Source organism: Bacillus sp. MM2020_4 (assembly GCF_011250555.1).
Lineage (GTDB): Bacteria > Bacillota > Bacilli > Bacillales > Cytobacillaceae > Neobacillus.
Genome location: NZ_JAANMZ010000030.1, coordinates 21,933 through 35,665 on the forward strand (window position 1 = coordinate 21,933; position 13,733 = coordinate 35,665).

Here is a 13,733-nt window from a genome sequence, read left to right on the forward strand (position 1 = left end):
CTTTTTAAAAAAATAACTGCCGGACCGTCACCGAATCGCGGAATTTGTACCGCATGATTCCCGAATGATTAATTCAGAATCAATAAAGACCGGCTTTAATTGTGACCTGCCATTAATTAAATCATCGAGCATATAGGCTGATAATTTCCCAAACTTCTCTTTATCCTGTTTCACCGTCGTCAGCTTCGGTTCACTGTAGCGGCAGGCGGCAATATCATCACAACCAACAATCCGAATGTCCTGTGGACACTGTAGGCCAGCTTCCTTAATCGCTTGCAATGCCCCAAGTGCCATCAAATCCGAGGTTGCAAAAACGGCTTCAGGCAGCTCCTTAGATTGGAGTATTTTCTTCATTGCCAAATACCCGCTTTCCTCATGAAAATCACCATATTGAATCCAGTCATCGCGGATTTCAAGACCAAATTGATTCATCGCCTCTAAGAAGCCTTGTTTTCGAAAAGTAGAAATGGCGGAGTCGAACTTACCACCGATATAACCGATTCTTTTTATCGTATGAAGGTAAAAATACTCGACCACTTTTCTGGATAAATCCACGTTATCAGTCATGATGTAACTTGATTTCGGCCCTTTCAACTCAATATCGATCCCAATACAAGGAAGGCCTTCCGAAGCCAAATCGAAGGTAGATTCCTCCACTTCCTCCCCGGCAATGATCAAGCAGCCGTCCACATGGAAATGCCGGCATCTTGCTAAATAACTGCCATTATCTGAATGAAAGCGTTCATTCGAAAACATTAAAATATCGTAACCGAGTAAACCGATATTTTTTTTAAAAGAGGAAATAACCTCATTGAAATAAGGGTGAGTCATGTCGACATTAATCTTTCCGGCATAAATTAACCCGATTAAGTTCGACTTTTTCGTTGCCAGCGACCTGGCAGAAAAGTTAGGCTCGTAACCTTTTTGGTTAATAATATCCATAACCTTTTTCTTTGTACTCTCACTGATTCCCTCATAGTTGTTAATAACCTTTGAAACGGTGCCTTGAGAAACACCTGCCAATTGCGCAATATCCTTAATGGTTAAATTCATTATAATCCCTTCTATTTACCAATAATAAGCTAACCTCAGTGTTAGATTACTAGGAGTTTCACTAGATAACAATGATTTTGTTATTTTACAGAACCATCGGTAATACTCGAAATAAATAATCGGTTAAAGAATAAGAACACCAACAACAGCGGCACTGTTGCCCAGAATACACCTGACATAATCATCCCAAAGTCGACATTTCGAGTATTGCTTAATTGGGCTAATGCCACCTGAATCGTATAGTTTTCCGGATCGCGCAAAACAGTAAACTGCCATAGGAACTCACCCCATGCAGCCGTAAAGACAATAATGCCTAAGGTGGCAAAGGCCGGCAGAATAATCGGCAGGACAATACTGCGATAAATTCTGAAGTTTGAACAGCCATCCAATTTGGCCGCTTCGATTAACTCATCTGGGACCGATTCACTAATATATTGTCTCATAAGAAAGATGCCCAGCGGATTTAAAAAGAACAAAATCATCACACCTGGTAAGGTATCAAGTAATCCCGCCTTCGATATGAGGAAATATTGCGGAATTAACCCTAATTGCGGCGGAATAATCATCGTTAACAGAATCGCAACAAAGAAGATATTTTTCCCTCGGAATCGAAACTTCGCAAAGGCAAAACCTGCTAATGAACTAATGAACAAGACAACCAGCGTCACAACGGCACAAATCACAAAGGAATTCCACATCGATTGGAAGAAGTCAATTTGATTTAAAACCTTTTTAAAGTTTTCAACCAGCAAGCTTCCTGGCGTAATCGTGGGCGGTATCGAGTTATAGGCTGAGCTTGGACTCGTGGCCATCACAAACATCCAATAAAACGGAAACAACGATAATAACGCAGCAAGGGATAAAAATACATAAACCAGGAGTTTGCCAACGGACAACTTTCTTGTTTTTTCCCTATTTGTCATTGTCCTTTCCTCCTTTTTCGGCCAATACCGGACGTTAAGAATACATTGATGGCCGCAAACGCTGAAATTAACACTAATAAAATGATCGCGGTAGCGGAAGCCGTACCAAAGGATTGTAATTTAAAAGCATCACGATACAAATACATCACAATCGTCATCGCCTCATCCCTCGTAAAGGCACTCGTTCCTAAAAAGACGGTCGGCTCAGAAAATAACTGCAGTGCCCCAACCGTTGAGGTAAAGACAGTGAGAACAATAAACGGCTTCAACATCGGCATCGTAATATAGAGGAGCTGCTGGAATTTATTTGCCCCATCTATCGTGGCGGCTTCATACAAATCATTTGGGATACTTTGAATTCCGGCGAGGTAAATAATGGTGTTATAGCCGACCCATCGCCAAAAGACCATAATGGATATCGCAATTTTCGTTCCCCATTCAGAACTGCCCCAATTCACCGGATCAAGTCCAGCGAGACTCAAAACATAATTGGCCAAAGAGGATTCATGGTCACTAAACAGCACACTGAAAATCAGGGCTACTGCCACCATTGAGGTAATATAGGGCATAAAAATGGTAACTCTGAAGAAGTTTTTAAATTTTAGAAAGGCCAGATTCAATAAATAGGCAAAAATGATTCCAAACACTAATTGCGGAGCCGTGCCCATGATTCCCATGATAATCGTATTATAAACCGATTTCCAAAAAAGGGGGTCTGTTAAGACAAGTTTAAAATTATCCAATCCCACAAATGTCATAGGGCTTAGCCCGTTCCATTTTTGAAATCCTAAATAAATACTAAATAATACCGGATACAAGCCAATAATCGCAAAAATAATAAAGAAAGGCGCAATGTATAAATAGCCTGAAATCATGTCTTTTTTCGCTTCAGACCTGTATCGCTTCTTTTTTATTTTCACATGATTACTGACGGGATTCGCCTTCACTGGATCCATTTTCACACCTCGTTTCAGATCAAAGGTGGAAGTGGCGCATACCTTTCAGGATCCGCCAGATCCACCTTCCTTATTTCTAGTAAACTATCAGATTAGCGGCTTAACAAACCTTCGGCGCGCTTAACAGCATCTTTCCATTCTTTCTCAGGATCCGTCCCCTTATTTTGAACATTTTTCAAGGCGTTCAACACTTCTGAATAGATCGGGAAGTATTTTTCTCCTTTATAAACTGCTCCATTAATATCTTGTGCCGCTTTTGCAAATACTGGTGCAGTTGCTTGGCCGCCAAAGAATGCATCTTGGTTATTTTTAAAGGCATCCATTTCATATACAGACTGTGCAGAAGGGAAAAGTCCCTTGGCTTGGAAAGATTTCAATTGATTGTCAGGAGAAATTAACCATGCTGCAAATTTATAAGCTTCTTTCGCATGCTTGGTTTCGCTTGGAATGGCGATGAAAGATCCGCCCCAGTTTGCTGCAAATTCAGTTGGCAGTGTTGCCACTTTCCATTTACCAACAGCTTCTGTCGCGTTGCCTTCCATCCAGCCTTTTAACCAGCCAGCTCCTAATTCAGCAGCAAATTCCCCTTTATTCACGGCATTTGCCCACTCTGGTGACCACATTTCAAATTTACCAACAACGCCTAATTTGTTTAATTTCACGGCATAATCATAGGCCTTTTTAACAGAGTTTCCATCCTTCTCTAGCAATAATTCCCCTTTAGGATTAAGGAATGTTTCTTTCGCACCGTCTAAGTAGGCTCTGAATGCCATTTCAATACTATCTACAAATGGCTTTCCTGTTTTTTCTTTCACTTTGAGCCCTGCTTCTTCAAATGCAGCTGGTGAACTGATCAATGCCGTTACTTCTTCTGGATTTGTCGGCAGACCTGCAGCCTCAAATACATCTGTCCGGTAATATAAGGCTTTCGGGCCGATATCTGTCGGCAAGCCAATTAAGAAATCACCTTTGTCGTTCTCGCCTGTTTTCCATTTCCAATCAAGGTACTGATCCTTAATATCCTTCGCACCTAGATCATATAAGTTTTCGAAGCGGTCTTGTGCCGCTTTAAAGCGATCTAGTTGGTCTATTTCCAACATCGTGATATCCGGTGCCCCGCTTCCAGCGGATAGGGCGGTAAATAAGGCATCATGATGTTCAGCCGTTTCAGCCGATCTCACTTTTATTTTGACACCAGGGTTTTCTGCCTCATAGGCTTTCGCTAAATCTTCATATCCTGTAGCACCAAATGCCCAGAAGTTTAAGGTGATCTTTTTATCTCCACTTTCACCCTTATCAGATGAGGCCTTTTCATTTCCATTACATGCTGCTAGCGACAAGGCCAGAGCCGTTGATAATCCGATCGCAGCCAGTTTTTTCAAGCTTTTCAATTGAGATTCCCCCTATTATTGTTTTGTTAGGCTTTCAACTATGGAATGCTACTACAAAAATAAATTGGAAATGCTTACTATGTACCCCCCACCTCCTTCGAATAGCTCTTCTTCAAAAAACAAGATAATGGCTTATACTTTGGAAACCGGTTTCTATAATTAGTTTAGTAAGTTTATATATTAGTGGCGGAAACCGCTTTCTTTAGAAATTATATATCTATTTTTCTAAATAATCAACTATTATTTCAAATAATTACCTACAGGTAGGAAACCGGTTTCTATACATTGATAAAGCTTACTAGGTTTTTTTCGCATCCACTACATCCCTGTATCTCCCCTCAAAGAGGGATTGCATTGTTCAACGTCATTAAAGGCAGAGGAAATGGAGAAAGGACTAATCTTTTAAAAATCACTGGGATTTGTCTTTCATCAAGGCTATGAAAGACTAATCCTATAAAACTCACCGAGATTTGTCCTTCATCCAGGCTATGAAGGACTAATCCTTAAAAAAATCACTGCGATTTGTCCTTCATCAAGCAAATGAAAAGCAATTCTACTAAAAATGACTAGTAAAAAGTTTTTTTCGTCGCTCATCGCACAAAAATCCGTATCCAAACGAATTCCAATCCACCATGTCCCTTTTACCCACTTTTATCTATATATAAGGTGAAAGGAGGTGAGTGACAATGGCACAAGCATTATTAGAAGGAACAAAGCTTCGTCTATTGTTTGAAGCAGGCATCGATGATAAAGGCAAGCCGATCCTAAAAGCAAAATCATTTAACAACATCACAAAAGCAGCTACCGCAGATCAATTATCGCAGGCAGCACAAGCAATCGCCGTATTATGCAACGACAAACTAAACAAAGTCGAACGCAACGACAGTTCGGAAATCCTAGGCTAGTAGACTAGGAAATGGCGCGGGATGTCCACCCCGCACGGAAAGTGTCCATAAGTGGTGCCTGTCACCAATATCAACATTGGCACTTAGTTTATATCAAAGAAGGGATGGGAGGTGAGCAAAATGGCGAAGACTTTAGAGTTGCAATTTGGAACTGAGTTTGGGAAGACTGCGCGTATTACGGTTGATAATCCAAAGGAACCGATTGATGAAGAGGTGGTAAAGCTATCAATGGCACAGATTGTGGCATCTGATATTTTCACAACTACTAGTGGAAGATTCGTGGCTGCAAAGGGGGCTAGAGTGGTTGAGCGCAATGTAACAGATTACGAGCTAGTTTAATATAGAAGTTAGGCCGGTTTCCTTTGAGGAAACCGGCCCATTTTAATTATTAACTTGAAAAAAGCCCTAAATTCTTGTTAAAAAAATATATCGACACGTATTTGCAAAAAAATGACAAGTTCATCCAGAAAAGTAGGGCGGAGACTAACGTCTCCACCCTACTCAATCAGTTTTAAACACGTGTTGTGTCTTGTTTATGATAACCTTTAGCTGCAAAGTTTCTGCGTACATAGGGCATTACATATCGATCTACACCGAATTTACCAGCATTTGCTCCGGCAACTAAGACGAAGAAGGCTAAAAGAATCATTTGTCCGTTTGTGCTCACGGTACCACTGAACAAGAAAGAGAAATTCATGACCATACCCATCAGGGTCGCAAAGTTCGTAAGAAGACCTAGGATTAAGGCAATTCCGACTAATACTTCGCCCCATTGCACTAAGAAAGAAAATAGATCCGCGTTTGGCAAGGCAACCTGTTCTAAGAATTTTGCCCACCAGCCTTGAACTGCTGGGTGTTCACCCGTGCTAGAAGCAATCGCTCCTTTTAAAAATCCACTTGCATCAAATCCGCCACTTGTTATTTTTCCATAACCCGCATGTAAAAATTCATAGCCTATATAAACACGAATGATAGCTAAAATCCCGGCGACAATAGTATTTTTTCTTAAAAGATTTAACATGGTACTCCATCTCCCTTAGGATTAAAATAGGTTTTTACAAGATCTTGTTTGTTTCTGACTACACTTATATATTATCACCTTTCCAAAGGTTAGAAAGGTGTTTGTGATACTTTTCACAAATTAGCAACAAAGTCTTGAAGTTATTGTGAACTACTGACCTACTGTCTGGTACTTGGCACCGTAATTGCCTGCAGAAAATAAAGCAAAGAACCACACCTTATTTCTCCTTTTTTTGGTATAATAAAGCTCTATTCCGCCAACGAGGTGAAGGTCTTGCGTAAAATTCAAATAATCATGGTAAGTAGTGTTATAGGTATCTTAGCGATTGTGTTTGCAGGTATCTACTATCATCAATCCACCCAGTTCAATAAGTATGTCACAATCAACAACACAAAAGTCGGCGGACTAACTGCTGACCAGGCATTAAAAAAATTAGCGTCATCTGTTTTAAAAAATAAAGTCTATGTAGGAAAAGAGCAAATTTTCGATGGAAGAGACACGAAAATGGGCTTTACGGCGAAGGATTTACCTAGTGTGAAGAAACTATTAAAAAGGCAGCAGACGTTTTGGCCTTCCTCAAAGGAAAAAAATTATAGGCTGCAGCCAAGCAAAACCGACCAGTACCGAACCCAAACACTGAAAAAGCTTGTAAAGGATAAGCTAATTTCCATGAATACTAGCTTACTAGTTCCCAAAGATGCAGAGGCACGCTTGGAACAAGGGAAAATTATCGTTTCTGAAAGCGTGGATGGGAAGCAGCATGATGTCGCTCAGTTAATGAAGGCTTACCAAAACCATGATTATACAAGTGAAATCCATCTGAAGACCGCCTACATACAACCGATTAAAGCGGACAACCCGATTATAAAAAGGGAAAAGAAAACGTTGCAGGAACTTGTGCAACGGACCGTTGATTATAAAGTGCAGGACACTGTGTATACCTTAAATGGCAGCGATTTAATAAAGAACGCCACCGTGACAAAGGATATGCAAGTAAGGATTGACCCAGCGGATATTAAAAACAAGGTAACGGAAATTAACAATGCCCAATCCACCTTAAAAAAGAATTTTTCCTTTAAAACCCATTCCGGTTCGGTCATATCCGTAAAAGGGGAATCCTATGGCTGGGCACTGAAAGTTGATAAGGAAACAGAGCAAGTAAAGGCAGCTTTTGAAAAAGGGGAAAAGTCACTCGAAGCGAGTCATGTTTACGGAGTTGGCTGGAGCACTTACGGCACAGGCTTTAAAACCACCGCCAACGACGGCATCGGTGACACCTACGCTGAAGTGTCCATTGCTGAACAACGCATTTGGATTTATAAAAATGGAAAATTAGCCCTCACCACCAATGTGGTGACCGGCAGACATGACACCAAAGAAGATACACCACCTGGGGTATGGTATATCATGTACAAAGAAACACCCTCCATACTCGAAGGAACAAGTGCAGGTCATGGTGGGAGTTATTCCGTTAAAGTCCAATATTGGGCACCATTCACCCTCAGTGGATGCGGGTTTCACGATGCAAGCTGGCGGACAAACTGGAAAAGCGATGCCTACCTCAACGCAGGATCAGGCGGCTGCGTCAACACACAGCCAAGTATCATGAAAACCGTTTATGACAATCTTAGCAAAAATGAACCTGTTATTATTTATTAATAAACATTATCCAATCATATGTCAGAGCCCATTGAAGGCTCTGACATTTTTTTAAATTTGAGCAATCAAAAATTTTGCACATTTTTATTTTAGCGTTGAAAAGGGCAAGGCACTACTAGCATAAAATTGATGTGACCCCCGAAAGTTAGAGTTTTATATTAAGCAGCTAATTGGCTGGTATGTTTACGGTATTGAACCGCTCTCATGCAACATTAGCGTTTTAGGCTTTCCTCCGGAACAGGTTGATCAAGGTAATAAACATTCCCCCATCTATCAGGAGTGAAGTTGGAGGCAAATCCTACACCAAGCTGGGCTTTTTGCGGGTGCTTTATATTTGGTATACGGATGGCCAGGCCCTCTGGCTCTCTAAAGGTAAGGGAATCTCCTCCAGTGAATAACGCTCGATCCACTACTTTTCCCGTGTTCCAATCTACAGAAGTGATATACGTATTACCGTACGGCTCGACTGAACCACTACTGCCATAGGCATTACCCTCTAACGTATACAAGTACCCACCATAAGAAGTAAATCCTTGAAAGGTCCCCATCGGTGGTTGGAGCACATCAGCAAGAGGGACATAGTTGTTCTGCTTCACCTGTTCTAAGTCAAATAAAGCGAAATGGAAGACTCCTTCTTTACGATAACGCATTGTTAATAATTCATTAGCAGGATCGATACTAACCGTTGTACGGTCGGCCCCATCAATTAAGCGATGTTTTTCGAGCTGCGGGGAATCCGGGGTCAATATTGCTCCATCTTCAAATGTAAATCTAGCAAGCTGGGTTCCCCAACCATCATTACCTTCTGCAACAGAATCCGTTTCGGTCCATAAATATGGCGTATCCCCGTCAACTTCTACCCCCATTTGGACACCATGGCCAAATCCTTTAAGAAACATATGACCTAATATGTTACCGTCAAGATCAAGCTTGGTTAAGGTTAAATCCCCTTGCTTTCCACGATTTGTTCCGCTTACAGGTGAATCTTCCCCAGGCAGCTGCTGTCCACCGGCCATTAGTTGAACAATATAAATATGCTGATTGACATTATCAAAGGCAAATGATTGTTGTACTGTGCCATTGTACAATCTCTTGTCACGAATCAATTCTTTTCCGGGAGCCGCTAGGTCAAATACCTTCGAATTAGGAATAGGCTGCTTTGCATTACTATCCAATGGTGCCATTGAAAATAGACTAAGCGCCAGTGCCCCTACAACCACCTTCGCTACCAACCCTTTACCCAACCGATTACCATTCAATTTCCTGCTAGAATCATGTACAAATTTCACTTCGCACCTCCGCATAATAAATGAACGTTCAATTTTTTTACGCCCCTACTCCCTTGTCTTTAAGTTGCTTATTTAGACGGACCGTCTTTTTTTTCTCAACAAAGCTGGCAACCCTAGCCAGCAGGAGTGAGACGAACACCGAAAATATCACAATCCCATAAAACCCTGCACCTATTCCTATCCCAACTCCACCTGCAAAGAGAATCATAGCAGCCGAAGTCAGTCCCTTTACCCTCGTTCCATCTTTTAGAATGACACCTGCACCAAGAAACCCCAAACCAGACACAATTTGCGCAGTCAATCGCATCGGATCCATTCGTGTCAAGCTATTCATATCACCGTACTTATCCACACTGTAAATAGAAAGCAAGGTAATTAATGTACTTGCAACACAAACATACATATAGGTTTTTAGTCCTGCTGGTTTATTCTTTGCCTCCCGGTCCCATCCAATCAGAAAACCGAGAATGGTACTAACAACTACACGAATATACATCTCATAATCTCTTGCAATGGAGAAGATAGCATCCATGCGTCCACCTCCTCCCTTAACATACTCTATCTTCCTATCGCCGTTATTTTCCTACCTTTTCACGAATGGACAGTGCTGGCACAGGATTGTTACAGGTCAATAAAGTAGCCCCGCATTCCAGCGCATACAGTACCTGTTGTTCATCATCAGGACAGTAACACCAAACTAAAATTCCTTGCTCTTTAAAAAATTGAACCCTTTCTGGCGTTAACAATTTCATACTGACACCCACCGCCCACATTTTTGAGTAAGTGCCGTTATCACCCGGTGCAAAATGAAACATAATCTCTCCTGGAAATCCTTGCGTTTTAAGACCATATACATCATGAATATACGCAACAATATCCGCATCGAAGCTCGTGAAAACGCACCGTGAGAGATAGCCATACTCCTTTAGCATGGCAATCGCCTGATCCGCCACTTCCTTTGCATCGACACTTGGTTTAATTTCCACATTTAATAAAATGTCTTGGCAGGGCTTTAGCAGCTCACAAAGTTCAGTAAAGGTTGGTATTTCCTGCTTCCCAAAATCACTGAACCCATTACAGGCATCAAATTCCTTCAATTCCTTCTTAGAATAATCACTGACCTTCCCCGATCCATTTGTGGTTCGATCAAGCGAATCATCATGAATAACCATTAGCACTTTATCCTTTGAGAGCCTTAGATCGAACTCAAGCATCTCTACCCCCAAGTCTATTGCCTGTTGGAATCCAAGCAAGGTATTTTCCGGAAAGGCAGATTTATATCCCCGATGTCCAGCAACAATAATGGAAGAGCCCTCTTTCAGTCGTTCTATCATACTTTTTGCATCCCTTTCTTTTTCAAAAATAATAGGAAAGAGCCTATCTACAAAAAACAGAATGGATGATGATCGTGTCTGTATTTCTGATAGGCTCTACTTTGTTAATAGATTACTGGGCTAAGATTCTTTCCGTTTCCTTCGTAAAGGTATCGAGCGATTTTTGAATATCGGCATCATCATACATAATCGCTTCAATTGCGGAGAAGAATTCATGCATAATTTCTGGCCATGCCGTATTTTTATTTGTATCAGTCGCATATTTTAATTGTTCATATGCCGTCTTACGATTCGGTTCTTTCGCCCATAGTTCTTGAATCTCTTTTGATTCTGCCATTTTCTTTGTAAAAGGAAGATAGCCGGATTCTAGGATAAATTGTTGCAATCCCTGCGGATCATCCATCATAAAGTGAATAAATTCCCACGCTGCCTCTTTATTTTTACTGTTTGCTATCATGGACACGTTGCCGCCGCCAGTTGGTGTTGCATACTCGTCATTTTTCGGTAAAAATGCCGTAACATACTCAAAATCGGAATTTTGAGCGATACCGCCAATGGTTCCTGTTGATTGGAACATCATCGCCACTTTACCGCTCGAAAACATTTGATTGACGATATTTCCGGAATCCTGTGCCGGTGGATAGTAAAGGGCACCTGATTTTTGCAAATCTTTCAGATATCCAAAGACTTCTTTACCAATACCGTTTTTATTAAATCCATCAGAGGTATTATCCTTATTAAAGAATTTTCCTCCTGATTGAGAAATCATCGCAATTGGATACCACGTATCATACGGCATGGTCAAACCATAACGCTTAATTTCATTTCCTTCCTTTTGCACCAAGGCATTGGAGACTTCCTTCAACTCATCCCAGGTTGTTGGAACTTTAAGTCCAGCTTCATCTAACATCGTTTTATTCACATGGAGGATCGGCGTTGATCTGTTTAAAGGCAGTGATACCAACTTTTTATTAAAAGTTGAATGGCCCATCAAGCCTTTCGCAAAATCATCTTCACTTAAACCACTTTTCTTAAAGTAAGGCTTCAGATCCTCTAACACATCTGATTCTGCAAACATTTGAACATAGGCACGTTCAATCATAGCTACATCTGGGGCAGTGTTCGCAGATAGTGCTTGTTGGAGCTTGGTGGAAGTCTCGTCATATGTACCTTGGAACGTTCCCACCACTTCCACTTTGTCTTGACTATCATTAAACCGTTTGATTAAGGCATCCATATACTCCCCATTTACCCCACCAAGGGAGTGCCAAAACTGAATCGTCGTCTTACCTTCCTGTTTGTCCTGATCTTTCGGTGTGCTAGCCGTCTTTTCCTCCTTACTGCTACATGCTGCCAGTAAAGAAAAGATCATCAGTACAGCAACACAAAGTGAAAATAGTCGTTTCATAACTCACCCTCCGTTTTTTTAATATATTTTTTTATTTTAAGGAGATTAAAGATTTATTTAATCCCTGAATAAACAAAGGCTTTGACAATTTGCTTTGAGCAGAAAAGGTAGACGATGAGAATCGGGACCACTAATACCACATTGCCCGCCATGATAATATGCCAATTACTGATTCCCTCTGTCTCCCTAAGCATGGAAATTCCAAGCGTCAAGGGTCTTACTTCATTTGAGTCTGTCATCACAAGCGGCCAGAAATAGTCATTCCAATGGCTAACAAAACTGAAGAGCCCGATCGTCGCTAATGCCGGTTTTGACATTGGCACCATGATTTTCCACATAATTTTAAACTCATTGGCATTATCGAGTCTGGCCGCCTCAATAATTTCTTCCGGAATTTGCATAAAATACTGCCGCAAGAGGAAGATACCAAAAGCATTCGCCATGAATGGCAAGATCTGCGGTAAAAGCGTTTGAATCATACCCCAATCCGCCATCATTAAATAGATAGGAATAAAGGTGATTTGTCCCGGAATCATAAAAGCGATTAATACTAAGCCAAATAAGATATTTTTACCGGCAAATTCATATTTTGCAAAGGCATAGGCTGCCGGGATCATCACGAGCAACTGAATGATAATGATCGAAAAAGTAATGATGAAGGAGTTCTTCGCATACGTTAAAAACGGCCCTGATGTCATTGCATCAACAAAGTTAATCCACTGCGGAATCTCCGGAATGATTGTCGGCGGAAAATTCATCGTTTCCTTCAACGTCTGCAGCGATGTGGAAATCATCCATAAAAACGGGAAGATAAAAGCAAGTAATATCGCAATTTTTAAGATCGTATCTAGTGTCAGCCACATATTTTTGGCTTTCAATTTCTTCATCTAACAGCACCCCCAAGTCGTGACCGTCTATTGGTAATGAACCTTCTTTGCCATCAAGCGGAAATAGATGATTGTTAATATTCCGATAATGAACATTAATACTACCCCTGTTGCTGCAGCAAAACCAATATTGGTGGTTCTAAACGTATAAATATAGTAAACAAGGGTGTTGGTTGCATTATTCGGTCCGCCTCCCGTCATAATTCTTACCGTATCAAAAACCTTAAACGATCCAATCGTCATTATGACAAGGATAAAAAACATTTGTGGAGAGATAAGCGGTAACGTAATCTTGCGAAACACCTTAAATTTGCTGGCATTATCAAGTGCCGCAGCTTCATAAATGGTTGGCGATACCCCTTGAAGGGCTGCAACTAAAATGAGTGAATAGTAGCCGATTCCCTGCCAGACAGAAACGATAATAATCGAAAGTAGCGCCGTTTTTGAGCTTTGCAGCCATTGGGATGTCGGCAAATGCAGCGTTTTTAAAATATAGTTGAGAAACCCTAAATTTGGTTCCATAATCCATAGCCAGATAAGGGAAACGGATACAATCGAAATGATGTGCGGGGTAAAAATACCAGCTTGTACGATTGCATTAATGCGTGTCCTCTTACTAAGCCAGATGGCAATGAGTAAAGATAATGCCATCGTTAAGATTACGACACCACCCGTGTAAATCACTGTATTGGATAGTGATTTATAGAAATCGCCCCTGCTGAAAATTTGCACGTAATTATCAAGCCCAATGAATTTACTCATCGATTTATTAAGCAAGTTGTACTTATAGAAACTTAAATAAATTAAATAGATAAGTGGGTATATAACAAAAAGACCAATACCAATCATGGCGGGACCAATCATTACATACGGCCGGATCGCTTCCCATACTCTCCTTTTATTCATC

14 protein-coding genes are annotated in these 13,733 nt (G+C 40.9%); 3 read left to right on the forward strand and 11 right to left on the reverse strand.

Going from position 1 to position 13,733, the window contains the following annotated elements; all coding sequences use genetic code 11:
• Window positions 1–27: 27 nt before the first annotated feature.
• From G6554_RS17280 to G6554_RS17295, 4 genes are all read right to left on the reverse strand, one after another.
• Complete coding sequence (locus G6554_RS17280; protein ID WP_166244096.1) at window positions 28–1,053, reverse strand: LacI family DNA-binding transcriptional regulator; 1,026 nt, start codon at window positions 1,051–1,053, stop codon at window positions 28–30.
• An 80-nt stretch (window positions 1,054–1,133) separates the two neighbouring features.
• Entirely contained in the window at window positions 1,134–1,976 is an 843-nt protein-coding gene (locus tag G6554_RS17285) for a carbohydrate ABC transporter permease (RefSeq protein ID WP_166244098.1), read from the reverse strand.
• The gene (locus G6554_RS17290) at window positions 1,973–2,932 is read right to left on the reverse strand and encodes a carbohydrate ABC transporter permease (RefSeq protein ID WP_166244100.1); all 960 of its coding nucleotides are present in this window, start codon (window positions 2,930–2,932) and stop codon (window positions 1,973–1,975) included. Before G6554_RS17290 ends, G6554_RS17285 begins: the two co-directional genes overlap by 4 nt.
• 92 nt (window positions 2,933–3,024) lie before the next feature.
• The gene (locus tag G6554_RS17295; RefSeq protein WP_166244102.1) at window positions 3,025–4,323 is read right to left on the reverse strand and encodes an ABC transporter substrate-binding protein; all 1,299 of its coding nucleotides are present in this window, start codon (window positions 4,321–4,323) and stop codon (window positions 3,025–3,027) included.
• A gap of 686 nt (window positions 4,324–5,009) precedes the next feature.
• Between G6554_RS17295 and G6554_RS17300 the strand changes: the two genes are divergently transcribed.
• Both G6554_RS17300 and G6554_RS17305 read left to right on the forward strand, forming a co-directional pair.
• On the forward strand, window positions 5,010–5,228 hold the full coding sequence (locus G6554_RS17300; RefSeq protein WP_166244104.1) for a DUF1659 domain-containing protein: 219 nt from the start codon (window positions 5,010–5,012) through the stop codon (window positions 5,226–5,228).
• 120 nt (window positions 5,229–5,348) lie between these two features.
• On the forward strand, window positions 5,349–5,567 hold the full coding sequence (locus tag G6554_RS17305) for a DUF2922 domain-containing protein (RefSeq protein WP_166244106.1): 219 nt from the start codon (window positions 5,349–5,351) through the stop codon (window positions 5,565–5,567).
• Between the two features lie 172 nt (window positions 5,568–5,739).
• Here the strand turns inward: G6554_RS17305 and G6554_RS17310 are convergent, their stop codons facing one another.
• A complete protein-coding gene (locus G6554_RS17310; RefSeq protein ID WP_166244108.1) occupies window positions 5,740–6,249 on the reverse strand; it encodes a DoxX family protein in 510 nt (169 codons plus the stop codon).
• A 294-nt stretch (window positions 6,250–6,543) separates the two neighbouring features.
• Between G6554_RS17310 and G6554_RS17315 the strand changes: the two genes are divergently transcribed.
• Window positions 6,544–7,908: a L,D-transpeptidase family protein gene (locus G6554_RS17315; RefSeq protein WP_166244162.1), complete on the forward strand. Its 1,365-nt coding sequence runs from the start codon at window positions 6,544–6,546 to the stop codon at window positions 7,906–7,908.
• Window positions 7,909–8,120: 212 nt separating this feature from the next.
• Here G6554_RS17315 and G6554_RS17320 read toward each other — a convergent pair whose 3' ends face one another.
• From G6554_RS17320 to G6554_RS17345, 6 genes are all read right to left on the reverse strand, one after another.
• Window positions 8,121–9,197 (reverse strand): phage baseplate protein, encoded by a 1,077-nt coding sequence (locus G6554_RS17320; protein ID WP_166244110.1) that lies wholly within the window; start codon window positions 9,195–9,197, stop codon window positions 8,121–8,123.
• A gap of 37 nt (window positions 9,198–9,234) precedes the next feature.
• A complete protein-coding gene (locus tag G6554_RS17325; RefSeq protein WP_166244112.1) occupies window positions 9,235–9,729 on the reverse strand; it encodes an MgtC/SapB family protein in 495 nt (164 codons plus the stop codon).
• A 43-nt stretch (window positions 9,730–9,772) separates the two neighbouring features.
• Window positions 9,773–10,531: a glycerophosphodiester phosphodiesterase family protein gene (locus G6554_RS17330; protein WP_166244114.1), complete on the reverse strand. Its 759-nt coding sequence runs from the start codon at window positions 10,529–10,531 to the stop codon at window positions 9,773–9,775.
• 112 nt (window positions 10,532–10,643) lie between these two features.
• Window positions 10,644–11,939: an ABC transporter substrate-binding protein gene (locus tag G6554_RS17335; RefSeq protein ID WP_166244116.1), complete on the reverse strand. Its 1,296-nt coding sequence runs from the start codon at window positions 11,937–11,939 to the stop codon at window positions 10,644–10,646.
• 53 nt (window positions 11,940–11,992) lie between these two features.
• Window positions 11,993–12,826: a carbohydrate ABC transporter permease gene (locus G6554_RS17340; protein ID WP_166244118.1), complete on the reverse strand. Its 834-nt coding sequence runs from the start codon at window positions 12,824–12,826 to the stop codon at window positions 11,993–11,995.
• Between the two features lie 27 nt (window positions 12,827–12,853).
• Window positions 12,854–13,732, reverse strand: a complete 879-nt coding sequence (locus G6554_RS17345; RefSeq protein ID WP_166244120.1) for a carbohydrate ABC transporter permease — start codon at window positions 13,730–13,732, stop codon at window positions 12,854–12,856.
• Window position 13,733: the final 1 nt, after the last annotated feature.